The following is a 23,265-nucleotide window of genomic DNA, read 5'->3' as shown; positions in this document are numbered from 1 at the left end:
CGCCGCCGCCAACGCACGCACAGGTGCCGATTCCCGCAAGACGCGTACCAGTAGCGCGGGCTGCGCGACCCTCCCATGGCGCCGCAGTGCCACCGCCGCCGGGGCAATCCGAGCCGGCGCCTTTCGTCGATCTGTTCCCGCGGCAGGACTGGACACCTCCACCGCCCCCGCCAGCGCAGGTGCCGGACGTTCCGCCGCCGCCCGCACAACCGCCACCGCTGCCGTTCTCGATCGGCGCGCTGTGGCTGGACGGCAGCGGTGCGTTCTACGCAGTGCTCAACGCGCAGGGTCAGGAGTTCCCCATGTGCGTGGCGTGCCGGCAATCGGGCTTCTACCGGGAAGGCGACGTGCTGCTGGGCTCCTACCGGATCGAGAAGCTGACCAGTCGCGAAGTCCGCTTCGTCTACCTGCCGATGAAGCGCAGGCAGCAGATGTCGCTGGGAGGCTGACATGCGCACGATCGGGACGCTCGCTGCCACCGCCTCGCTCGCCCTGCTGACCGGCTGCGCCAGCGACGTGCGCCACCACCAGATGGACGCAATGCTCGACAAACAGTCGCAGGAAAGCTCGTTGCAATGGCTTGCGAGCCAGGCGGCCGCGCATCCAGACGACCTCGCATTGCGCAGCAGGCACCTGCAGGTCCGGCGCGAGGTGCTCAACGACCATCTGCGCAAGGCGGTGGCCGCGTACGAAGCCGGCGACCCGGCGCAGGCAAGGGACTGGGTCGGCAAGGCCATCGCGATCGCGCCGGATGAGGAGGCGCCACACGCGATGCTGGAGTGGATGGATCACCAGGCACAGATCGACTCGAAGCTGAAGTACGCGGAGTCGGTGCGGGCCCAGCGGCCACAGGAAGCGCTGGCAATCGCCACCGACGTGTTGGCCAGGCAGCCGGGAAACGTGCAGGCCGGGCGCCTGCGCGATGCCCTGCAGTCGCCTGGCGGCGCCGAGGCGCCGACGCTGACGCGCGACCTCAACGTGCCGATTACGGTGCAGTTCCGCGACCAGCCACTGATCAGCATCTTCGAGTTGATGTCGAACATCACCGGACTGAACTTCACCTTTGATCGTGAAGTGGCATCCACCACGCCCACCACCATCTATGCCAGCAACACCCCGATCAAGCAGGTGCTGTCGCTGGTGCTGCAGGCGAACCAGCTGACCAGCAAGGTCGTCAGCGGCAACTCCCTGCTGATCTATCCGCGCCGGCCGGACAAGGAGATCGAGTATCGCGACCTGACGGTGCGCACCTTCTACCTGCAGAACGCTCAGGCTCCGCAGGTACTGGCCGCGCTCAAGCAGATGATCAAGACCCGCGACGTGGTCCTGGACGAGCGCACCAACGCGATCATCATGCGCGACTCGCCAGAGGCCATCGGCGTGGCGGAACGACTGGTCGCGGCGATGGACGTGACGCCGGCGGAGGTGGTGCTGGAGGCCGAGGTGCTGGAGGTGTCGGCAAGCGACCTGCTGCAGTTCGGTCTGCTGTATCCGGACCGGATCGAGTTCACCGCCAGTCCCGCGTCCGGTACCGACAGCCAGCTGCGGCAGACGCCGGGACTGCTGACCCTGGAGGAGCTCAAGAGCCTCAACAGCGGCGACATCCTGGTCCGGCTTGGAGCGCCTTCGCTGGCCCTGGACATGCTGCAGCGCGAGGGCAGGACCAACACCCTGGCCAATCCGCGCATCCGCGTGCGCAACCGCGAGAAGGCCAAGGTCCTGATCGGCGATCGCCTGCCGGTGGTGACCACCACACTGTCTGACAACTTCAGCACCGAGAGCATCAACTACCAGGATGTCGGCCTGGCACTGGAGGCCGAACCGATCATCAGCAGCAACGACGAGGTCCAGGTCCGGCTGCGACTGGAGGTGTCGAGCGTCACCGATACGATCACGACCAGCACCGGGCTGGTCGCTTACCAGATTGGCACGCGCACGGCCGAGACCGTGATGAGCGTGCGCAACAACCAGACCCAGGCCCTGGCCGGCCTCCTGCAGCGCAACGAGCAGGCTGGAGGCACCGGGCTGCCCGGCCTGAGCCGCATCCCCATCCTTGACCGCATCTTCGGCACCAGGGGCAGCGACAAACGCCGGACCGAGCTGATCCTGCTGATCACGCCGCGCATCGTCCGCAACCAGGGTGTCCCGGTCGACAGCATCACCGACTTCTATTCGGGTACGGAAACGCGGCTGAGCACGCAGCGCGACGACGCGATCGGCGACGCGGCAGTCAGGTCTGCGACCGCGCAGGGCAGTGCAGCGGCATCGCCGCCGCGGACCGGCGCCGCGGCCGTGCCACCGCCGTCGCCAACGCCACCGCAGTCAGCGGTGCCTTCAGGGCCGTCGTCACCGCCACCGCAGGCACCGCCGCCGCAGCAGTCACCACAGGGCAGACGCAGATGAGGCCGGCGATGGCGCGTGGATTCACGTTGATCGAGCTGCTGGTCACGCTCGCGATCATGGCCACGCTGGCCATGGTGGCGCTGCCGCTTACCCAGGTGGCCGCGCAGCGCTCGCGCGAGGAGGAACTCAGGCGAGCGCTGTGGCAGATCCGAGATGCGATCGATGATTACAAGACCGCGACCGACGAGGGCAGGGTCGACAAGTCGGTGGACGACAGTGGCTACCCGCCAACGCTGGACGTGCTGGTGGAGGGGGCCGTCGACAAGGGCAGCGCCAACGGTGCGCGGATCTACTTCCTCCGGCGAATCCCGCGCGATCCGACCTGCGATTGCCCCAGCCGCGGCGATGCCCAGACGTGGGGCGTGCGCAGCTATGCCAGCCCGCCGGACTCGCCCAGTGAAGGCCTGGATGTCTACGACGTGTATTCCCGCTCGGAGGGCGTCGCGCTGGATGGCACGGCGTATCGCCAATGGTAGGCGCGCCATGACCCGACGAGGTTTCACCCTGATCGAGCTTCTGGTGGTGCTGGCCATCATGGGCGCGCTGTTGACGCTGGTGGTGCCGCGCTATTTCGAGCAGGCCGACCGGGCCAGGGAAACGGTGCTGCGCGAGAACCTGACCGTGCTGAGGGTGTCCATCGACCGCTTCCACGGCGACAGCGGCCGTTACCCGCAGACGCTGGAGGAACTGGTCGAACGCCGTTACCTGCGCGAAGTCCCCATGGATACGCTCACCGGCAGCCGCACCACCTGGACGCTGGTGGCGCCCGCGGACGGCGGGGCCGGCATCTACGACGTGCGCAGTGGCGCCCGGGGCAAGGCGAAAGATGGCACGGACTACAGCAGCTGGTAAGCCAGGCGCGGGTGCGCGCGTTGGCGTTGCGTCGCAAGGTGGCTTCGGGATCCTTGCCGCACTGCTGTGCGTGGCGCTGATCGGTATCTACCTGATGCAAGTGGGGACGATCTGGAGCCTGCAAGTGCAGCGGTCCAAGGAAGCGCAGTTGCTGCGCCACGGCGATGCGATTCGCGAGGCGATCCGCAGCTATGCAATGGCCGATGGAGGCGGCGGCTATCCCACGCAGCTGCAGGACCTGCTGGTCGATCCGCGCGTGCCCTATCCGCGCCATCACCTTCGCGCCCTCTATCCAGATCCGATGACGGGCGGCGACTGGCAGTTGATCAAGGGCGCACAAGGCGAGATCTATGGCGTCAACAGCTCGGCCACGGCAGTCCCACTCAAGCAGCACGGATTTCCCCCGGAGGACGCCGGCTTCGCGATGAAGTCCAGTTACCAGGAATGGAAGTTTGTCCATTATCCGGCCGCCGGTCGGATGCGTAGATGAGCGCCGACTGCGTCATGCAAGACGCGGTTGGTCACCGGCAACACCGTGAGGCTGGCTGCCTCGGGAGATCGACACATGCTTTCCGACGACTGGACCGCGTGGGTGCGAGAGAACCTCGAGCGCGGTTGCACGCCCGACTCGCTGGTGCGGGCGATGCTCGCCGAGCACATCGATGGCGACGAAGTGGCACTGGCCGTGGCCAATGCGCTGGCAGGGATCGACGGCGCGCGCAGTGCGACCGGACCGTGCTGGCCCGACCGGTTCGCCTTGCGCCTGGCGAACCACGCCACCGTCGGCGACCGCCAGGTCAGCGTGGTCGCCCGGCTCGAGCGGCCCGCTGCGGTACTGCTCGACAACGTCCTGTCGCATCAGGAGTGCGACTACCTGATCGCACTGTCGACGCAGCAGATGCGCCCTTCGACGGTCGTGTCGCCCGACAGTGGCGAGCTGGCGACGATCGAAGCCCGCAGCAGTGAGGGCGCCTGGTTCACCCGCGGCCACGACGAGACCATCGCCGCCATCGAATCGCGATTGGCCGCGCTGATGCAGGTGCCGGTCGACCACGGAGAGGGGCTGCAGGTGCTGCACTATCGGGCCGGCGGCGAGTACAGGCCGCATTACGACTACTTTCCGCCGGAGCAGCCCGGCAGCGTCCCCCACCTGGCGCGCGGCGGGCAACGGACGGCTTCGTTGATCATGTACCTCAACAGTCCCGATGCCGGTGGCGAAACGATATTCCCGCTTGCCGGCGCATCGTTCGTCCCGCGTCGCGGCAGCGCGCTGTACTTCGCCTACTGCGATGGTCGCGGAGGGCTGGATTCTTCCAGCCTCCACGGTGGTGCACCGGTGGCGGCCGGCGAGAAATGGATCGCGACCAAGTGGGTGCGGCAGCAGCCTTACCGGTGATCCGGATGGGACCCCATCCCGCGCCTGGATCGGCGCGGGATGGAATCCGACTTGCATCAGTCCAGGCAGCGCGCGGCCGACGAACGGCGCGGCAGCGGCACCGATACCGCCTCCCATGCAGATGCGACGGAATTGACGACATTGGTTTCGGGCAGGCCGCCGTCGATCACCGGCAGTCCCTGGAACTGCCGGTCGAAGCGGACGTACTGGCTGCCGTCGGGTTCGATGATCAGGGCGCCGGGTCGCCGGAGGGCCGCCCGTCCGTGGCAGCGACACCGGCCGCGGCGACCTTCTGCTCGCGCAGCAGTTCGCGGGCGTGCAGGACCACCGGGTGCTGCTCCAGTTCGTCCGGTGCCGTGGTTCCGGAGTCGGATCGGTCGTCTTCGCAACTGGCGCCTGTGGGCCTGCCTGGCCCCAATCCGGGCCGGACCATGCAGTGGTGGCGGGTACTTCGTCGCGGCGGGCCGAAAAGCGACTGGGGCCCTGGCCGGCGCTGTGGGCGCGACCAGCCCGGAGCGGGGCGGGGCCCGGGCATTGACGCGGATTCAACGTTCGCGCCCCTACGCTGGGGCGATCGCCATTCACCGACCACGGAGCAAGCCATGTCGTTGACCCTCACTATCGACCTGTCGGACGAGGACCTGGAAAGGTTCAGCAGCCAGATCGAATCCGCCCGCAAGGACGCAGGCAGCAAAAGCAACGACGAGATCGTGGCGGCGGCCACCGTGCTGCTGGAAAAAGCCCAGCAGGGCAATCCGCCGACCTTCGTGAAGCAGCGCCTGCCTGCCCTGGGCACGCTGATCGCGATGCTGCGCGACGAGGCATGGGCGCTGTCGGACGAGGACGCCCTTCGCGTACGTGGCGCCCTCAACTACCTGGCGGCGCCGGTAGACATCATTCCGGACGACATCCCGGTGTTCGGCTTCCTCGACGACGCGATCATGATCGAGCTGTGCGCGCGTGCGCTGACGCATGAGATCGAGGCCTACGACGACTTCTGCGATTTCCGCCAGCGCGAGTCCGAACGCCGCTCGCTGCAGCCCGATACGGTCGGCCGTGCCGACTGGCTCCAGGCGCGCCGGGACGAGCTGCAGGAGCGGATGCACCGCCGTCGCGGGCGCGAGTCCGGCCGCGGCTTCGGCCAGGGCTACGGTTCCAGCAGCGGCTACGGCAGCCCGGTCAGCCGTTACTCGGACAACAGCTGGCGCCCCGGTCCGTTCAAGTTCCGCTGACCGCATGGCCGCGTGACATTGGGGCAGGGGCAGGGCGCGCGGCTCCCGGCAGGACCCGGGCGCCCCGCGGCTGCTACAATTTGCGGTTCCTTTGGCCGCACCGCACGGACATGATCGAACTCAATCCCGTCCGCCAGCGCATCGCCGACCTTACCGGTCGGCTGGATTCGCTTAGGGGGTATCTTTGACTACGACAGCAAAGTCGAACGTCTCGAAGAAGTAAACCGCGAACTCGAAAGCCCCGACATCTGGAACGACTCCGAGCGTGCCCAGGGCCTGGGCCGCGAGCGCTCCTCGCTGGAAAAGGTCGTCGACGGCATCCGCACCCTCACCGACGGTCTCGTCGGCGCGGGCGAGCTGCTGGAGCTGGCCGAAATGGAAGACGACGAGGGCACCGCCCTGGCCGTGGTCGACGACGTCGAGCGCTACGCCAAGGAAGTCGAGAAGCTCGAGTTCCGTCGCATGTTCTCCGGCAAGATGGACGCGGCCAACGCCTTCGTCGACATCCAGGCCGGCGCTGGTGGCACCGAGGCCCAGGACTGGGCCGAGATCCTGCTGCGCATGTACCTGCGCTGGTGCGAATCGCGTGGCTGGAAGACCGAGCTGATGGAAGTCAGCGGCGGCGATGTCGCCGGCATCAAGTCGGCCACGCTGCGCGTGGAGGGCGATTTCGCCTACGGCTGGCTGAAGACCGAAACCGGCGTGCACCGCCTGGTGCGCAAGTCGCCGTTCGACTCCGACAACCGTCGCCATACCAGCTTCACCTCGGTGTTCGTGTCGCCGGAAGTCGATGACAACATCGACATCGACATCAACCCGGCCGACCTGCGCACCGACGTCTACCGCTCGTCCGGTGCCGGTGGCCAGCACGTCAACAAGACCGAATCGGCAGTGCGCATCACGCACATGCCGACCGGCATTGTCGTGGCCTGCCAGACCGGCCGCAGCCAGCACCAGAACCGCGACAACGCGATGAAGATGCTGGCCGCCAAGCTGTACGAGCTGGAAATCCAGAAGCGCAACGCCGAGCGCGATGCGGTCGAGGCGACCAAGTCCGATATCGGCTGGGGCAGCCAGATCCGCAATTACGTGCTCGACCAGAGCCGCATCAAGGACCTGCGCACCGGCATCGAGCGCAGCGACACGCAGAAGGTCCTCGACGGCGACCTCGACGAATTCGTCGAAGCCAGCCTGAAATCGGGCCTGGAAGCGGGCTCCAAGCGCGCCGACGCAGTTTGATCCACTGGTTCCGCGCGCAAGCCGGAACCAGGAACCTTTTGTTCGTCATTCCCGCGCAGGCGGGAATCCAGCGACTTTGCTTTCACCCAAGAGAACAAAGACACTGGGTTCCCGCCTGCGCGGGAATGACGGGTCCCCATCCTCCAAGCAAGACCACGAATCCATGACCGACCAGCCCACGCCCCAGACGCACACCGACGGCACCGCGCCGGACGAGAACCGGCTCATCGCCGAGCGTCGCGCCAAACTCACGGCGCTGCGCGGGCAGGGCATCGCGTTCCCCAACGATTTCCGCCGTGCCGACTTCGTCGGCGACCTGCAGGACGCCTACGCCGATGCCGAGCAGTGGACGGCCGAAGTGCTGGACGGCAAGCGCCACCGCGTGGCCGTTGCCGGTCGCGTGCTGCTCAAGCGCGACATGGGCAAGGCCGGTTTTGCACAGATCCAGGACGAATCGGGCCGGCTGCAGCTGTGGCTGAAAAAGGACCTGCTGGGCGACGCCTACGAGGTGTTCAAGGACCTGGACCTGGGCGACATCGTCTCCGCCGAGGGCGAGCTGACGCGCACCCGCACCGGCGAGCTGTCGCTAAAGGCCGAAAGCCTGCGCCTGCTGACCAAGGCGCTGCGGCCGCTGCCGGACAAGTTCCACGGCATGGCCGACGTCGAGCAGCGCTATCGCCAGCGCTACGTCGACCTGATCGTGACCCCGGAGGCGCGCGACGTCTTCGTCAAGCGATCCAAGATCATCCGCGCCATGCGCGCCTGGCTGGACGCCCGACGCTTCCTCGAGGTCGAGACGCCGATGATGCATTACATCCCCGGCGGCGCCGCTGCAAAGCCCTTCGTGACGCACCACAACGCGCTCGACCTGGAGCTTTACCTGCGCGTGGCGCCGGAGCTGTACCTCAAGCGCCTGGTCGTCGGCGGCCTGGAGCGCGTCTACGAGATCAACCGCAACTTCCGCAACGAGGGCGTGTCGACCCGGCACAACCCCGAGTTCACGATGCTCGAGCTGTATGAGGCCTACGCCACCTACACCGAGATCATGGACCTGACCGAAGGCGTGATCCGCGACGTCGCCCAGAGCGTGCTGGGCACCACCCGGCTCAACTGGGAAGGCCACGACATCGACGTCGGCCCGGCCTTCCGCCGCTGGTCGATGACCGATGCCGTGCTCGAGCACAACCCGGAGATCGCCCGCGAGGACCTGCGCGATCTGGCCAGGATGCGTGCGCATTGCGCCCGCCTGGGCATTCCGGCCAAGCCGGGCAATGGCTGGGGCAAGCTGCTGCTGGACATCTTCGAGAAGACCGTCGAGCACACCCTGGTGCAGCCGACCTTCATCATCGACCACCCGGTCGAGGTCAGCCCGCTGGCCCGTGCCAGCGACCGCGACCCCGAGCTGACCGACCGCTTCGAGCTGTTCATCAACGGCAAGGAGCTGGCCAACGGCTTCTCCGAGCTCAACGACCCCGAGGACCAGGCCGAGCGCTTCCGCGCCCAGGTCGAGGCCAAGGAGGGCGGTGACGACGAGGCCATGCACTTCGACGCCGACTACATCCGCGCCCTGGAGGTCGGCCTGCCGCCCACCGGCGGCCTGGGCATCGGCATCGACCGCCTGGTGATGCTGATGACCGGTTCGACCTCGATCCGCGACGTGCTGCTGTTCCCGTACATGCGTCCGGAGACGGGCGGCTGAGCCTGAACCGACAACGCCGGCTTACCGGGCTGGCGCAAAGGACCCTGCGGACAAGCGCGCCGCGGGGTATCCTCGGTACCGAGGCCACCACAGGGGGTGGCGGCTCTAATGGATGTCCGGTGTGAACGTCGTCATCGTTGATGATCAAACTTCTGCGCGCACCATGCTGCGCCACATCATTGAGGACATATCCTCCGAATTGAGGGTTTCGGACTTCGGTGATCCCGAAGCGGCGCTGGGATGGTGCGAGAGCAACCAGCCCGACCTGCTGCTGCTGGACTACCGCATGCCGGCCCTGGACGGCCTCGAGTTCGCCAGGCGTTTTCGCCGCCTGCCGATGCACCGCGATATCCCGATCATCCTGGTGACCGTGGTCGGCGACGAACCGGTGCGCCAGGCCGCGCTCGAAGCAGGCGTCATTGATTTCCTCGTCAAGCCGGTGCGCCCGCGCGAACTGCGCGCCCGTTGCCGCAACCTGTTGCAGCTGCGCCAGCAGTCGGAGAACGTCAAGCAGCGTGCGCTGTCGCTGGAGCAGCGCCTGCTGTCGAGCATGCACGAGGTCGAGGAACGCGAGCGCGAGACGCTGTCGCGGCTGGCGCGTGCGATCGAATACCGCGATGCCGGCACCAGCGCCTACCTGGAACGCATGTCCCATGTCGCCGGCCTGATCGCCGAGCAGCTGGGCATGTTCGAGGACGAAGTGCGTGTCATCGAAATGGCCGCGCCACTGCACGACATCGGCAAGATCGCCATCCCCGACGCGGTGCTGATGAAGTCCGGGCCGCTGACCGAGGACGAGACCGCCGTGATGCGCCGCCATCCGCGCATCGGCTATGAACTGCTCAGCGGCAGCCAGAACCGCTTCATCCAGGCCGGCGCGCTGATCGCCCTGCGTCATCACGAACGTTACGACGGCAGCGGCTATCCTGACGGCCTGGTGGGCGAGGAAATTCCGTTGGAAGCCAGGATAGTGGCCGTTGCGGATGTCTTCGATGCGCTGATCTCGCCGCGGCCGTACAAGAAGGCCTGGGACGCGGATGCGGCGCTGGGCTACCTGTATGCGCAGCGCGGTCGCTTGTTCGACCCGCGTTGCGTCGACGCCCTGATCCGCAGTCGTGAGCGGCTCGAGGATATCTGTAACCGCTATTCAACGGTTTCCGCACGCCCCGGCATGGAGTAGCCATGGTTTCGGTCCTGAACAAGCTGAAGACGCGCCTGGCCGCACGGCCCGACAGCGAACACGCCCAGGACCTGGTCCGCATCGTCATCACGGCGCTGTTCTCGACGTACCTGGGATGGCGCTTCCTGCACCTGGACGGCGCCGACAACACCTTGCCGCTGACCTGGATGATCCTGCTCGGCGAGCTGCTCGTCGCGCTGGGCCTGCTCGCCGCGATCCTGCTCGAGCCCGGCGTGTCGCACGTGCGGCGCTGGATCGGCATGCTCACCGACTATTCGGCGATGGGCGCGATCATGTGCATCCAGGGCGAGCCGGCGGCGCCGCTGTATGCCGTGTACCTGTGGGTGACGATCGGCAACGGCATGCGCTATGGCAGCCGCTACCTGCGCATCGCCACCGCCCTGGCTACCGCTTCGTTCCTGGCGGTGATCCTGATCTCGCCGTACTGGCGCGACAACCCGTACCTGGCCTGGGGCCTGCTGCTGGGCCTGGCTGCGGTGCCGCTGTACTTCGATTCGCTGCTCAATGCCCTGACCCGGGCGGTGGACGACGCGCGCAAGGCCAATGAGGCCAAAAGCCGCTTCCTGGCCAACATGAGCCACGAGTTCCGCACGCCGCTCAACGGCCTGGCCGGCATGAGCGAGCTGCTGGCAACCACGCGCCTGGACGCCGAGCAGCGCGAATGCCTGAGCACCATCCAGGCCTCCACCCGCAGCCTGCTGGCGCTGGTCGAGGACGTGCTCGACATTTCCGCGATCGAGGCCGGCAAGGTCAAGCTGGACCTGGTCGAGTTCATCCCGCAGGAACTGGTCGAGAGCATTGGCCTGATCCTGCAGCCGCAGGCGCGCGCCAAGGAGATCCGCTACGAGGCGGCGATCGCAGCGGACGTGCCCGGCAGCCTGTGCGGCGATGTAGTTCACCTGCGCCAGGTGCTGATCAACCTGGCCGGCAATGCGATCAAGTTCACCGACAAGGGCTCGGTCCGCCTCGACGTGAGCGTCGTGGACACCGACACGGGATTGACCCCTGCTGCGGGCAAGGTGCGGTTGAGATTCGCGGTGACCGATACCGGCATCGGCGTGCCGATGGCGATGCGCCAGCGTCTGTTCGAGGCGTTCGAGCAGGCCGACGTCAGCCTGGCCCGCCGCTACGGCGGCACTGGCCTGGGCACGACGATTGCAAAGGGCCTGACCGAGGCCATGGGCGGCAGCATCGGCTTCGAGAGCGTGGAGCAGCGCGGCAGCCGCTTCTGGGTGGAGCTTCCGTTCGACCGCGTGACCGGCGAGCTGGACGCGACCGGCGCGGACGCGCTGGACGGTGGCTTGCAGCGCGATGCCGACAATGCTGCTTCGCCCAACGTCATCGCCTTCTCCGACCCGTTCCTGCGCCATCGTGCCCGCGTCCGCAGCCTGGGCATCCTGGTCGCCGACGATCACGTCGCCAACCGCATGGTGCTGCAGCGCCTGCTACAGAAGGCCGGCCATCGCGTCACCTGCGTCGACGGCGGCGGCGAGGCGCTCAATGCACTTTCCGGTTCGGACTACGACGCGGTCATAGCCGACCTGCACATGCCCGACGTCAGCGGCCTGGACCTGCTGCGCCAGCTGCGCGTGATGGAGGCCGGTGGCGGCCGTCGCACACCGGTGCTGATCCTCAGCGCCGACGTCACTCCCGAATCGATCCGCGCCTGCGAACAGGCCGGTGCACGCGCTTTCCTGGCCAAGCCGGTGTCGACGGTGCGGTTGCTCGACACCCTGGCCGAGATCGCCGCGAACGCCCGTTTCGGCGCGCCGCTCGTCGCGCTGCGCAACGAACTGCCCAGTGGCGATGGCACCTTCGACAGCTCGGTGCTCGACGAACTGGGCGCACTCGGCATGGGCGCCGGCTTCGAGCGCGAGTTCATTGCCCAATGCCTGCGTGATGCCGACGGCTGCATGGTCGCCTTGCGCCAGGCCGGCGAGCAGGCCAACTGGGATGCCGCGCGCGAGCAGGCGCATGCGCTCAAGGGCGTGGCGAGCAACCTCGGCCTGAACAAGCTGGCCGCCGTCAGCGGCGAGATCATGCGCCTGCCGGACTGGCAGCTGGCGCGCGAATGGCAGGCCCGCCTCAACGGCCTGGGCGAGCGCATGGCGCAGGGCAGGGCCGCGCTGGACGCGCGCGAGCGTCAGCGGGCCTCGCGTGGAGAAGGCGAGCGTTCTCCCTGATCAATAGGCCGCGATTCGAATCGCCCGGAGCAATGGGATCCGAGTGATCACGACCCAGCCGGGTTGTGGCACTTTTTGCAGTCGAAGGATCCGCCACGCGCGCGTTGCGTGCCCGGAAGTGGGCCTGCGCCAACGCTTGACGCTGGCGAAGTGACGTATGCCCCTTCAGACGAGCCGTCTGCCCACTTCATGGTGAATGTGCTGTTGGCAGGCAACGTGCTCCTGCCGTTGAGCTGGCGATACTTGGCAGCCGCTTGGGTCATTCCTGCAATTCGAATTTCCGCCATTGCGTTGATGGTGGTTCCGTTGACATTGCTCAAGTTTTGTAGGGGTCTGCCCCCCCCCTACGATGACAATCGCTCCGGCGATTGCGATTCCGCAGGCAATCGCGAGGCCGATGGCCAAAACGTTCTTACGCTTCCATTTCTGGCTGATTTCATTGCTCAACTCCATGTTGTCCAGCTCCATTGACGATCAAGGCAATCTCTTTGTCGAGGTACGGGATGTCACTCGGCGCAAGGAGCCCGCGCACGTAGAGGTCCCGAACACTGTTGAACCCGCAGATGCCGCCGAAAGTGCAGGCATACACGACCCGATTGCTGGTAGGGCCACAGTCAATTCCCAGTTGGCAGGCAGCCAGGTTCCACGCTGCTTCCGAGCGGACCGAGCCTGCGGGCATCGCTCCCGCGGATCCCGGACGGGCCGATGGCCCCATCAGTGACGCCAGCGCGGCAATTGCGGCCGGGTCGCCTGAAGCGAGCGCTCGTTGCATGAGCAGGGATCTTCGCTCGTCGGTGAACGAAGGGCTGTCGGGATGCATAGGGGCCGCTTGTGCAAAGACTTCAATCTCTGAAGCCAGGTCGCCCTGAGCCGCAGCTTTGATCTTGAGATCCAGGATTGCTTCAGGGCCAATGCGGTCGCCGGCAAAGCGCCGGCAACGTGATGAGATGCGGTCAAATGCAGCGACAACGCCGGCTGCATCGCCTTCCGAGTCTTTCGCAAAGGCCTGAGCGGAGCTGTTGAAGCCTGCGGGGTCGAGCGCATAGGTCCAGCACTCGGAGTACGCTTGCGCGATCCAGCGGGTCGCCTCGCCGTTTCCTAGTTGCGACGACCCGTGGAGACTCGAGACGAATCCGTACAGGTCCCGGGAATGGGCAAACTGGTCCGATAGGGGCTCGATCCTCGTTGGAAGCGATGTACGCGAAGGGGTGCGGTTGCGATGGGCCGGGGCCGGCACGCCGGGAGGCAATGCAGTGACTGCTACCGGCGCGGTCTCATCCTTTCCAAAGCGGGCATGTTGAGCGCCCGCATGGGGCGGTAAACCGTAGAGCCATGCAGCCAGGAGCGCAGCTGTCGCGATGGCGACAAGCAGCATCGATTGCTTCGTTCCCACGTCGTCCTTGGCATCTTTGATGTCGCGGGCGATTGCAGCACGTGCAGCTCATCGCTCACAAGGCGCTTACGTGCGTCCGGGCGGTGCAGCTACACGTTCCTCAGCATTGTCCTACGACGGCCGGCTGGTGGCCGGCCCAGATCGCCATATTGTCGCGTCGATCAGCACGAACCAGCCTCGATGCAATGCTCGAAGGAGCGGTGGTCAACGTGGATCCGGCCCGCCGGATTTCCCCTCCCGCGGGCGCTGGTTCCCCTGGTTTTACCGATCTTTCGTCTTGCGGGTACTTCCTGTCAGGCGGGCGCGAACCTGCCTGATGCTCCTGCGTTTCCCCGGTAAATCACTGCCGTCCGATTCGCTTCTCAGGCAGCTCCGTTTGCCGCACGTCGTTCCTGCGCCCGCACCAGCCGGTCCATCGTCCGCAGCGACTTGTCGCCCAGTTGCAGCGCGGTGTCGACCCACACTTCGGTGATGCGCATCATCTCGTCCAGGGTCACGGCCTGGGTCATCTGCCGCACCTGGTGCATGGCAGCGCGTGCATGCGGGATGCGACGGTTGGCGCGGATCACGTCTTCGACCGCCGCCACGCCTTCACCGCGCGGGACCAGCACGTCGACCAGACCCATCTTGTGCATTTCCTGGCTGGTGAACATGTTGCCTTCCAGCATCAGCTTCTCGGCCACGTGCGGCGTGACGCGCTTGCACAGGAACGAATAGGCGCCCATGCCCGGGAACAGGTCGAACAGCACCTCCGGCAGGCCCATCAGCACATCTTCCTCGGCGACGATGGTATGGCAGCTCAGGGCTGCTTCGAAGCCACCACCGAGGGCGTCACCCTGGAGCAGGGCGATGCTGTGCGCGCCCGCGCCGAGGCCATCGTGGAAGGCATGCACGCCGCGCACGCATTGGCGGGCGTAGGTGAGCAGGCCCTCGCGGTCACCGGCGCGGATCAGGCGGCAGAACAGGTCCAGGTCGCCGCCCAGGTTGAAGGCGTCGGCATCTGAGGCCAGCACCACGTGCGTCAGCGACTTGTTCGCCGCGACCGCGCGAAGGCGATCAGCGAGCCCATTCTGGTACTGGATGATGTCGTCGACCAGGTCCATCGAGAAACAGGCGCGGCGACCCGGTACCGCACCGGCATGCATGTGGCACCAGTAGACGCCACGCTCGGTTTCCTCGACGACGCGAAGGTTGCGACCGGTTGCAGTGCGGTGGAACGGATAAACAGCTGACATTGCGAATCCTCCGTGGATATAACCGTCCGGCCGGTCGCGCTGTTCGGGACGGCAATGCGATCAAGGGGGTGCGTCCGACCGCCCGATTCTATGCCTGTAAATGCAAACGCCCGCAAGGCCGTGGGGCCTTGCGGGCGTTTTTGGCAGGCAATGGCCGGGCCGGGGCCCGGCCCGGGTCAATGGGCGGCGGGGCTCGCGGCCGGGCTGTCACGCAGCTCGCGGCGCAGGATCTTGCCGACATTGGTCTTTGGCAGCTCGGTCCGGAACTCGACGTAGCGCGGGTGCTTGTAGCCGGTCAGGTGCTCGCGGGCGTGGGCCTTGACCTGCTCGGCGGTGAGGGCCGGGTCCTTCTTGACGATGACCACCTTGACCGCCTCGCCGGACTTTTCGTCCGGGACGCCGACGGCAGCCACTTCCAGCACGCCCGGCATCATCGCGATCACGTCCTCGACCTCGTTCGGGTACACGTTGAAACCCGAGACCAGGATCATGTCCTTCTTGCGGTCGACGATGAAGAAGAAGCCGTTCTCGTCCATCCGCGCCATGTCGCCGGTGTGCAGCCAGCCGTCGGCGTCGATCACCGCGGCGGTGTCCTCCGGCCGGCGCCAGTAGCCCTTCATGACCTGCGGGCCCTTGATGCACAGCTCACCGACGTCGCCCATCGGCAGCGTCACGCCGTTCTCGTCCTTGACGCAGGCGTCGGTGGACGAGATCGGCAGGCCGATCGAGCCGTTGTAATCCTTCAGGTCCATCGGGTTGATGCAGGCCGCCGGCGAGGTCTCGGTCAGGCCGTAGGCCTCGACCAGGGTCACGCCGGTCACCTGTTTCCAGCGCTCTGCGACCGAGCGCTGCACCGCCATGCCGCCACCCAGGGTCAGGTGCAGGCGGGAGAAATCGATCTGGTCGAAGCCCGGCGTGTTGAGCAGGCCGTTGAACAGCGTGTTGACGCCGGTGATGGCGGTGAACGGCACGCTCTTGAGCTCCTTGACGAAGCCCTTCATGTCGCGCGGGTTGGTGATCATGTAGTTCAGGCCGCCGAACTTCATGAAGACCAGGCCGTTCGCCGTCAATGCGAAGATGTGGTACAGCGGCAGCGCGGTGATGATCACTTCCTCGCCGTACTTGACGCCCGTGCCCACCCACATCGCCGCCTGCTGCATGTTGGCGACCAGGTTGCGGTGGGTCAGCATCGCGCCCTTGGCCACGCCGGTGGTGCCGCCGGTGTATTGCAGGAACGCGATGTCCTGCGACGAGATCTCGACCTCGGGCAGGTTGTGGCGCTGCCCCAGGGCCAGTGCGTCACGGAAGCGGATCGCGCCGGGCAGGTTGTAGTCCGGCACCATCTTCTTGATGTACTTCAGGACGAAGTTCACCACCGTGCCCTTGAGCCCGAGCATGTCGCCAAGGCCGGTGGTGATGACCTGCTTGACCTGGGTATCGGCGATCACGTCCTGGACGGTGTGGGCGAAGTTGTCGAGCACCAGGATCACGTTGGCACCGGAGTCGAAAAGCTGGTGCCTGAGCTCGCGGGCGGTGTACATCGGATTGGTGTTGACCACCGTCAGGCCGGCGCGAAGCACGCCGAACGTGGCGATCGGGTACTGCAGGCAGTTGGGCATCATGATCGCGACGCGATCGCCCTTCTTGAGTTGCAGTTCACCCAGCAGGTACGCGGCGAACTGCGCGCTGAGCTGATCTATCTCCGCATAGGTGAGGGTCTTGCCAAGATTGGCGAAGGCCGGCCGGTCGCGATACTTGTCGATCGCGTTCTCGAGCACGGCGACGACGGACGGGAACTCGTCCACATCGATCTCGGCCGCAACCCCCTGCGGATACTGGGCCAGCCAAGGACGTTCAAAACTCATCGCGATCCCCTCTCCAATCGCAGTTGATAGCCTTCGGCGGTGCGTACATCGAATGCGCCGCCGTACGGTGCTTCCAGCGATTGGAGCATAGGGCCCCAAGGCTGGCAAGGCGCACTCGGGCGCCTTTACAGTGGCGACTGCATGGTCCAGGGAGAACGTTGTGGGGCAGGGGATGCGGAAGACGAACGCGTTTGTGCGGTGCAGCGTGACAGCGCTGCTGTTGGTCATGTCGATGCTGGGATGCAGCCGCACGCCGCCGGAGCAGCGTCTGCGCGAGACGGTGGCGACGTTGCAGCAGGGCATCGAGCAGCGCGATGCATCGGTGCTCGAAGGTGTGCTGGCGGCGGATTTCGTTGGCCCGGACTCGCTAGACCGCGAAGGCGCGGGCAGGATCGCGCGCTTGTTGTTCCTGCGTCATAGCCAGATCGGCGTGAACCTGGGGCCGGTGTCGGTACAGCTCCAGCCAGGTCATGCAACGGCGCGATTCACTGCTGCGCTGACCGGGGGCTCAGGCGAAGTGCTGCCCGATTCTGCGCAACTCTATGAGGTCGAGACCGGCTGGCGCGAGGAAGACGGGGAGTGGCGGCTGACAAGTGCAACGTGGGTGCCGAAGTTGTAGCCGGGAGCGACCAATCCGCTCGATTGAATCTTCGTCATTCCCGCGCAGGTGGGAATCCATGGACTTTCGCCCCGAAGGCGAAGAGCAACTCCCTGGATCACCGCCTGTGCGGAGATGACGCGCAACCGGGATGCGATCGCGATTACGCCGCCTTCTTTGCCGCCAGCTGACGCAGCACGTAGTGCAGGATGCCGCCGTGGCGGAAGTACTCGACTTCCTTCGGCGTCAGCAGCAGCACGCGGACTTCGAAGCGCTTCTCGCTGCCGTCGGGGCGGCGTGCGGTCACTGTCGCGGTCCGTGCGCGACCGTCGTCGATGCCGGTCACGCTGATCTCCTCGGAGCCGTCCAGGCCGTGCGTCTGCGCGTTCTCGCCCTCCTTGAACTGCAGCGGCAGCACGCCCATGCCGACCAGGTTGGAGCGGTGGATGCGCTCGAAGCTCTCGGCGATCACGGCCTTGACCCCGAGCAGATTGGTGCCCTTGGCCGCCCAGTCGCGCGAGGATCCGGTGCCGTATTCCTTGCCGGCCATCACCACCAGCGGCACGCCCTCGGCCTTGTACTTCATCGCCGCGTCGTAGATCGACATCTTCTCCGGTGCCGCGCCGCCCTTGGCGAAGTACAGCGTGTTTCCGCCTTCCTCGCCGCCGAGCATCAGGTTCTTGATGCGGATGTTGGCGAAGGTGCCGCGCACCATGACATCGTCATTGCCACGCCGGCTGCCGTAGCTGTTGAAGTCGACCGGCTGCACGCCGCGCGAGATCAGGAAGCGTCCCGCCGGCGAATCCTTCTTGATGTTGCCCGCCGGCGAGATGTGGTCGGTGGTGATCGAATCGCCGAACAGGCCCATGATGCGGGCGCCCTGCACGTCGTCGATCGTGCCCACGGCCATGCTCATGCCATCGAAGTAGGGCGGGTTCTTGATGTAGGTGGATGCACCGTCCCAGGCGAACGACTCGCCTTCGGGCGAGGCGATCTGGTTCCAGCGCGAATCGCCCTTGAATACATCGGCGTAGTTCTGCGCGAACAGTTCCGGGCCGACCGTGGCGGCGATGACGTCGCCGATCTCCTTGTTGCTCGGCCAGATGTCGCGCAGGTGCACGGCGCGGCCATCGGGCGTGTGGCCGAGCGGTTCACGCGTCAGGTCGATGTCGACCGTGCCGGCAAGCGCGTAGGCCACCACCAGCGGCGGCGAGGCCAGGTAGTTCATCTTCACTTCCGGGTGCACCCGGCCTTCGAAGTTGCGGTTGCCCGACAGCACCGAGGCGACGGCGAGATCGTTCTCGGCGATGCCGCGCGAGACTTCATCCGGCAGCGGGCCGGAATTGCCGATGCAGGTGGTGCAGCCGTAGCCGACGACGAAGAAGCCAAGCTTCTCCAGGTCGTCGAGCACGCCGGCCTTGCGCAGGTAGTCGGTGACGACCAGCGAGCCCGGTCCGAGCGAAGTCTTGACCCACGGCTTGGCCTTGAGCCCGAGCTTGACGGCGTTTCGCGCCAGCAGGCCGGCGCCGAGCATCACTGCCGGGTTGGAGGTGTTGGTGCACGAGGTGATGGCGGCAATCACCACCGAACCGTCGCACAGGTCGGCGTCCTGGTCTTGAACATGGATCTTCGAGCGCGGTCGCGCCGCAAGGTGTTCAGCCTGTGGCTGGTGGCCGCCTTCGGCGTCCATGCGGCGCGTGGCACCGTTGACGCGATGTGAGGTCAGGTCGCCGAGGTTCTCGGTGAAGTTGGCCTTGACGTCGCTCAGCAGCACCCGGTCCTGCGGACGCTTGGGGCCGGCCAGCGACGGCTTGACGTCGGCGAGGTTGAGTTCGAGCGTGGCCGAGTAGTTGGCCTCGGCCTGGCCCGGCTCGTGCCACAGGCCCTGGGCCTTGGCGTAGGCCTCGACCAGTGCGACCTGCTCGTCGCTGCGGCCGGACAGGCGCAGGTAGGTCAGCGATTCGGCATCGATCGGGAAGATGCCGCAGGTCGCGCCGTACTCCGGTGCCATGTTGGCGATCGTGGCGCGATCGGCCAGCGGCAGGTGCGGCAGCCCTTCGCCGAAGAACTCGACGAACTTGCCGACCACGCCGAGCTTGCGCAGCATCTGGGTGACCGTCAGCACCAGGTCGGTGGCGGTCGTGCCCTCGGGGAGCCGGCCGGTGAGCTTGAAGCCGACCACCTGCGGGATCAGCATCGACGATGGCTGGCCCAGCATCGCCGCCTCGGCCTCGATGCCGCCCACGCCCCAGCCGAGCACGCCGATGCCATTGATCATCGTGGTGTGGCTGTCGGTGCCGAAGACGGTGTCGGGGAAGGCGAGCAGCTCGCCGTCGACCTCGCGCTCGACCACGACCCGCGCCAGGTTCTCCAGGTTCACCTGGTGGACGATGCCGGTGTTGGGCGGCACCACCTTGAAGTTGTGGAAGGCCTTCTGGCCCCAGCGCAGGAAGCTGTAGCGCTCCATGTTGCGCTCGAACTCGATCTTGCCGTTGAGGTCCAGCGCATCGGCGCGGCCGAACACGTCGACCTGCACCGAGTGGTCGATGACCAGCTCGGAGGGGATCAGCGGATTGATCTGGCCGGCATTGCCGCCGAGCTTGCTGACCGCATCGCGCATCGCCGCCAGGTCGACCACGCACGGCACGCCGGTGAAGTCCTGCAGGACCACGCGCGCGGGCATGAAAGCGATCTCCGTATCGGGCTCCTTGCCCGCATCCCACTTCGCCACGGCCTCGATGTGCTCCTTGCCGACCGTGATGCCGCCGTCTTCGTGGCGCAGCAGGTTCTCCAGCAGGATCTTCATCGAATAGGGCAGCTTGCGGATGTCGAACCGCTCGCCCAGTGCCGGCAGGCTGTTGTAGGTCAGGGTCCGGCCATTGACGACAAGCTGGCGGCGGGTGGAGAAGGAGTCGAGCATGAGTGGGGCTCCTGATCGTGTGGCTTGGCCCCGTGAGGGAAGGGGCGCTATGGCTTGCACGGCCGGCGCGGCCGGCGCGGTCCGTCGATTATCACCCTATCGGATTCAGGTAGCGTGCAGACAATGGTCGCAGTGCCGCCATGGAGCGTTCCAATAGCGCCCAAACCCTTGCGGTACTTGGCTGCCAGCCCACCGCCCGTTGCCCGCACTCATTGATGGAAAGGGCCATTCAAGGCAAAATACGCAGTCGAGGGGCAGTCCCTTGCGAGGGCGCTCCGACCCCAGCTGACCAGCCTGCACGCCCGCCGTCCGGCGCGCCATGCAGCGCTCGTAGTTGTCTATTTCGCTTCAACCGACGGGACTCTCAATGCTCTCCAGCTACCGCCAACACGTTGCCGAGCGCGCCGCGCTGGGCATTCCGCCGCTGCCGCTGACCGCACAGCAGACTGCTGAGGTCATCGAGCTGCTGAAGAATCCGCCGGCGGGCGAGGGGCAGTTCCTGCTCGACCTGATCACCAGCCGCGTGCCGGCCGGCGTCGACGACGCCGCCAAGGTCAAGGCTTCCTACCTGGCCGCGATCGCCTTCGGTACCGAGATCAATTCGCTGATCAGCCGCGAGCGCGCCACTGAACTGCTCGGCACCATGCTGGGCGGCTACAACATCCATCCGCTGGTCGACCTGCTCGACGACGCCCAGGTCGGCGTCATCGCCGCCGAAGCACTGAAGAAGACGTTGCTGATGTTCGACGCCTTCCACGACGTCCAGGAAAAGGCCGAGGCCGGCAACGCCAACGCCAAGTCCGTGCTGCAGAGCTGGGCCGACGCCGAGTGGTTCACCAGCCGTCCGGAAGTCCCGGCCAGCCTGACCATCACCGTCTTCAAGGTGACCGGCGAGACCAACACCGACGACCTGTCGCCGGCACCGGACGCGACCACGCGCCCGGACATCCCGCTGCACGCCCTGGCGATGCTCAAGAACCGCCGCGACGGCATCGAGCCGGAAGAAGACGGCAAGCGCGGCCCGGTCAACTTCATCGAATCGCTCAAGGACAAGGGCCACCTGGTCGCCTACGTCGGCGACGTGGTCGGCACCGGTTCCTCGCGCAAGTCGGCGACCAACTCGGTGCTGTGGTTCACCGGCGAGGACATCCCCTTCATCCCGAACAAGCGCTTCGGCGGCGTCTGCCTGGGCAGCAAGATCGCCCCGATCTTCTACAACACGATGGAAGACGCCGGCGCGCTGCCGATCGAGCTGGACGTGTCGCAGATGAACATGGGCGACGTGGTCGAGCTGCGCCCGTACGAGGGCAAGGCGCTCAAGGACGGCCAGGTCATCGCCGAATTCGCGGTCAAGTCCGACGTGCTGTTCGACGAAGTCCGCGCCGGCGGCCGCATCCCGCTGATCGTCGGCCGTGGCCTGACCGCCAAGGCGCGTGAAGCGCTCGGCCTGGCACCGTCGACCCTGTTCCGCCTGCCGTCCAACCCGGCCGACAGCGGCAAGGGCTACTCGCTGGCGCAGAAGATGGTCGGCCGCGCCTGCGGCCTGGCCGAAGTCAACGGCGCCCAGCCGGGCATCCGCCCGGGCACCTATTGCGAGCCGAAGATGACCTCGGTGGGTTCGCAGGACACCACCGGCCCGATGACCCGCGACGAGCTCAAGGACCTGGCCTGCCTGGGATTCTCGGCCGACCTGGTGATGCAGTCGTTCTGCCACACCGCCGCTTACCCCAAGCCGGTCGACGTCAAGACCCACCACGAGCTGCCGGCCTTCATCAGCAACCGTGGCGGCATCGCCCTGCGTCCGGGCGACGGCGTGATCCACTCCTGGCTCAACCGCATGCTGCTGCCCGACACCGTCGGCACCGGCGGCGACAGCCACACGCGCTTCCCGGTCGGTATCTCGTTCCCGGCGGGCTCGGGCCTGGTCGCGTTCGCCGCGGCCACCGGCGTGATGCCGCTGGACATGCCCGAGTCGGTGCTGGTGCGCTTCAAGGGCACCATGCAGCCGGGCGTGACCCTGCGAGACCTGGTCAACGCGATCCCGCTGGCCGCGATCAAGCAGGGCATGCTGACCGTCGCCAAGCAGGGCAAGAAGAACATCTTCTCCGGTCGCATCCTCGAGATCGAAGGCCTGCCGCAGCTGAAGGTCGAGCAGGCGTTCGAACTGTCCGATGCCTCGGCCGAGCGTTCGGCTGCCGGCTGCACGGTCAAGCTCGACAAGGAACCGATCATCGAATACCTCACCAGCAACATCACGCTGCTGAAGTGGATGATTGCCGAGGGCTATGCCGATCCGCGTTCGCTGGCGCGCCGCATCAAGGCCATGGAAGCCTGGCTGGCCAACCCGCAGCTGCTGGAAGGCGATGCCGACGCCGAATACGCCGCCGTGATCGACATTGACCTCGACCAGATCGTCGAGCCGATCGTGGCCTGCCCGAACGACCCGGACGACGTGAAGACGCTGTCCGACGTCGCCGGCGCGGTCATCGACGAGGTCTTCATCGGTTCGTGCATGACCAACATCGGTCACTTCCGCGCTGCCGCGAAGCTGCTGGAAGGCAAGCGCGACATCCCGACCCGCCTGTGGGTCGCGCCGCCGACCAAGATGGACGCTTCCGAGCTGACCAAGGAAGGCCACTACGGCACCTTCGGCGCCGCCGGTGCGCGCATGGAGATGCCGGGCTGCTCGCTGTGCATGGGCAACCAGGCGCAGGCGCGCGAGGGCGCGACGGTGTTCTCCACCAGCACCCGCAACTTCCCCAACCGACTGGGCCGCAACACCAACGTGTACCTGGGTTCGGCGGAACTGGCGGCGATCTGCTCGCGCCTGGGTCGCATCCCGACCCGCGAGGAGTACATGGCGGACATCGGTGTGATCAACGCCAAGGGCGCCGAGATCTACCGCTACATGAACTTCGACCAGATCGAGGACTACCGCCAGGTGGCGGAGACGGTCGCAGCCTGATCGGGTCGTGGTGCGTTGAACAAGAACCCCGGCAATGCCGGGGTTTTTTGTTGGGTGAGGACTTCGGACTACTCGAGGAATGTG

Annotated in this window: 17 protein-coding genes; 13 read left to right on the top strand and 4 right to left on the bottom strand. The window is 66.4% G+C overall.

Going from position 1 to position 23,265, the window contains the following annotated elements; translation table 11 throughout:
• Nucleotides 1-179: 179 nt before the first annotated feature.
• The 11 genes from MNR01_RS02815 to MNR01_RS02765 all read left to right on the top strand — a co-directional run bounded on the left by MNR01_RS02815 (nucleotide 180) and on the right by MNR01_RS02765 (nucleotide 12,205).
• Nucleotides 180-449 carry a hypothetical protein gene (locus MNR01_RS02815; RefSeq protein WP_241919473.1) on the top strand — a complete coding sequence of 90 codons (270 nt, stop codon included), beginning with the start codon at nucleotides 180-182 and terminating at the stop codon, nucleotides 447-449.
• A gap of 1 nt (nucleotide 450) precedes the next feature.
• The gene (locus MNR01_RS02810) at nucleotides 451-2,403 is read left to right on the top strand and encodes a secretin N-terminal domain-containing protein (RefSeq protein ID WP_241919472.1); all 1,953 of its coding nucleotides are present in this window, start codon (nucleotides 451-453) and stop codon (nucleotides 2,401-2,403) included.
• A gap of 8 nt (nucleotides 2,404-2,411) precedes the next feature.
• Nucleotides 2,412-2,879: a type II secretion system protein gene (locus MNR01_RS02805; protein WP_241919471.1), complete on the top strand. Its 468-nt coding sequence runs from the start codon at nucleotides 2,412-2,414 to the stop codon at nucleotides 2,877-2,879.
• Between the two features lie 7 nt (nucleotides 2,880-2,886).
• The gene (locus MNR01_RS02800) at nucleotides 2,887-3,255 is read left to right on the top strand and encodes a prepilin-type N-terminal cleavage/methylation domain-containing protein (RefSeq protein ID WP_241919470.1); all 369 of its coding nucleotides are present in this window, start codon (nucleotides 2,887-2,889) and stop codon (nucleotides 3,253-3,255) included.
• 70 nt (nucleotides 3,256-3,325) lie between these two features.
• A complete protein-coding gene (locus MNR01_RS02795) occupies nucleotides 3,326-3,745 on the top strand; it encodes a hypothetical protein (RefSeq protein ID WP_241919469.1) in 420 nt (139 codons plus the stop codon).
• 75 nt (nucleotides 3,746-3,820) lie between these two features.
• Nucleotides 3,821-4,651, top strand: a complete 831-nt coding sequence (locus MNR01_RS02790) for a 2OG-Fe(II) oxygenase (RefSeq protein WP_241919468.1) — start codon at nucleotides 3,821-3,823, stop codon at nucleotides 4,649-4,651.
• A gap of 602 nt (nucleotides 4,652-5,253) precedes the next feature.
• Complete coding sequence (locus tag MNR01_RS02785) at nucleotides 5,254-5,883, top strand: YkvA family protein (RefSeq protein ID WP_241919467.1); 630 nt, start codon at nucleotides 5,254-5,256, stop codon at nucleotides 5,881-5,883.
• Nucleotides 5,884-5,993: 110 nt separating this feature from the next.
• Nucleotides 5,994-7,122, top strand: a protein-coding gene (prfB, locus tag MNR01_RS02780) for a peptide chain release factor 2 (RefSeq protein ID WP_241919466.1) whose coding sequence is annotated in 2 segments (ribosomal slippage) — nucleotides 5,994-6,068 and nucleotides 6,070-7,122 — 1,128 coding nt in all. Because the reading frame shifts where the segments join, the coding sequence is not laid out codon by codon here.
• Between the two features lie 163 nt (nucleotides 7,123-7,285).
• Nucleotides 7,286-8,821, top strand: coding sequence for a lysine--tRNA ligase (gene lysS / locus MNR01_RS02775; RefSeq protein WP_241919465.1), 1,536 nt, complete (start codon nucleotides 7,286-7,288; stop codon nucleotides 8,819-8,821).
• A gap of 112 nt (nucleotides 8,822-8,933) precedes the next feature.
• Nucleotides 8,934-10,001: a two-component system response regulator gene (locus MNR01_RS02770; RefSeq protein WP_241919464.1), complete on the top strand. Its 1,068-nt coding sequence runs from the start codon at nucleotides 8,934-8,936 to the stop codon at nucleotides 9,999-10,001.
• Nucleotides 10,002-10,003: 2 nt separating this feature from the next.
• Nucleotides 10,004-12,205 carry an ATP-binding protein gene (locus MNR01_RS02765; RefSeq protein ID WP_241919463.1) on the top strand — a complete coding sequence of 734 codons (2,202 nt, stop codon included), beginning with the start codon at nucleotides 10,004-10,006 and terminating at the stop codon, nucleotides 12,203-12,205.
• A 436-nt stretch (nucleotides 12,206-12,641) separates the two neighbouring features.
• On the opposite strand, the gene MNR01_RS02760 is transcribed toward MNR01_RS02765, so the two are convergent.
• The 3 genes from MNR01_RS02760 to MNR01_RS02750 form a co-directional block, all read right to left on the bottom strand.
• Complete coding sequence (locus MNR01_RS02760; RefSeq protein WP_241919462.1) at nucleotides 12,642-13,580, bottom strand: hypothetical protein; 939 nt, start codon at nucleotides 13,578-13,580, stop codon at nucleotides 12,642-12,644.
• A gap of 380 nt (nucleotides 13,581-13,960) precedes the next feature.
• Complete coding sequence (locus tag MNR01_RS02755) at nucleotides 13,961-14,833, bottom strand: crotonase/enoyl-CoA hydratase family protein (protein WP_241919461.1); 873 nt, start codon at nucleotides 14,831-14,833, stop codon at nucleotides 13,961-13,963.
• Nucleotides 14,834-15,009: 176 nt separating this feature from the next.
• On the bottom strand, nucleotides 15,010-16,698 hold the full coding sequence (locus MNR01_RS02750) for a long-chain fatty acid--CoA ligase (protein ID WP_241919460.1): 1,689 nt from the start codon (nucleotides 16,696-16,698) through the stop codon (nucleotides 15,010-15,012).
• A 205-nt stretch (nucleotides 16,699-16,903) separates the two neighbouring features.
• Here MNR01_RS02750 and MNR01_RS02745 point away from each other — a divergent pair, with 205 nt between their 5' ends.
• The gene (locus tag MNR01_RS02745) at nucleotides 16,904-17,317 is read left to right on the top strand and encodes a nuclear transport factor 2 family protein (RefSeq protein WP_241919459.1); all 414 of its coding nucleotides are present in this window, start codon (nucleotides 16,904-16,906) and stop codon (nucleotides 17,315-17,317) included.
• A 142-nt stretch (nucleotides 17,318-17,459) separates the two neighbouring features.
• On the opposite strand, the gene acnA is transcribed toward MNR01_RS02745, so the two are convergent.
• The gene (gene acnA / locus MNR01_RS02740; protein WP_241919458.1) at nucleotides 17,460-20,216 is read right to left on the bottom strand and encodes an aconitate hydratase AcnA; all 2,757 of its coding nucleotides are present in this window, start codon (nucleotides 20,214-20,216) and stop codon (nucleotides 17,460-17,462) included.
• Nucleotides 20,217-20,583: 367 nt separating this feature from the next.
• Here acnA and acnB point away from each other — a divergent pair, with 367 nt between their 5' ends.
• On the top strand, nucleotides 20,584-23,181 hold the full coding sequence (gene acnB, locus MNR01_RS02735; protein ID WP_241919457.1) for a bifunctional aconitate hydratase 2/2-methylisocitrate dehydratase: 2,598 nt from the start codon (nucleotides 20,584-20,586) through the stop codon (nucleotides 23,179-23,181).
• The last annotated feature ends 84 nt before the right edge of the window (nucleotides 23,182-23,265 follow it).

Source organism: Lysobacter sp. S4-A87 (genome assembly GCF_022637455.1).
Taxonomy (GTDB): domain Bacteria; phylum Pseudomonadota; class Gammaproteobacteria; order Xanthomonadales; family Xanthomonadaceae; genus Lysobacter_J.
Note: the sequence above shows the minus strand (reverse complement) of the source record. Positions and strands in the feature narration are given on the sequence as shown.

Coding starts and splice junctions, on each gene's coding strand:
- MNR01_RS02810 (WP_241919472.1), top strand. CDS start 451: ATGCGCACGATCGGGACGCTCGCTGCCACCGCCTCGCTCGCCCTGCTG.
- lysS (WP_241919465.1), top strand. CDS start 7,286: ATGACCGACCAGCCCACGCCCCAGACGCACACCGACGGCACCGCGCCG.
- MNR01_RS02750 (WP_241919460.1), bottom strand. CDS start 16,698: ATGAGTTTTGAACGTCCTTGGCTGGCCCAGTATCCGCAGGGGGTTGCG.
- MNR01_RS02760 (WP_241919462.1), bottom strand. CDS start 13,580: ATGCTGCTTGTCGCCATCGCGACAGCTGCGCTCCTGGCTGCATGGCTC.
- MNR01_RS02785 (WP_241919467.1), top strand. CDS start 5,254: ATGTCGTTGACCCTCACTATCGACCTGTCGGACGAGGACCTGGAAAGG.
- MNR01_RS02790 (WP_241919468.1), top strand. CDS start 3,821: ATGCTTTCCGACGACTGGACCGCGTGGGTGCGAGAGAACCTCGAGCGC.
- acnB (WP_241919457.1), top strand. CDS start 20,584: ATGCTCTCCAGCTACCGCCAACACGTTGCCGAGCGCGCCGCGCTGGGC.
- MNR01_RS02765 (WP_241919463.1), top strand. CDS start 10,004: ATGGTTTCGGTCCTGAACAAGCTGAAGACGCGCCTGGCCGCACGGCCC.
- MNR01_RS02805 (WP_241919471.1), top strand. CDS start 2,412: ATGGCGCGTGGATTCACGTTGATCGAGCTGCTGGTCACGCTCGCGATC.
- MNR01_RS02755 (WP_241919461.1), bottom strand. CDS start 14,833: ATGTCAGCTGTTTATCCGTTCCACCGCACTGCAACCGGTCGCAACCTT.
- MNR01_RS02770 (WP_241919464.1), top strand. CDS start 8,934: ATGTCCGGTGTGAACGTCGTCATCGTTGATGATCAAACTTCTGCGCGC.
- acnA (WP_241919458.1), bottom strand. CDS start 20,216: ATGCTCGACTCCTTCTCCACCCGCCGCCAGCTTGTCGTCAATGGCCGG.
- MNR01_RS02800 (WP_241919470.1), top strand. CDS start 2,887: ATGACCCGACGAGGTTTCACCCTGATCGAGCTTCTGGTGGTGCTGGCC.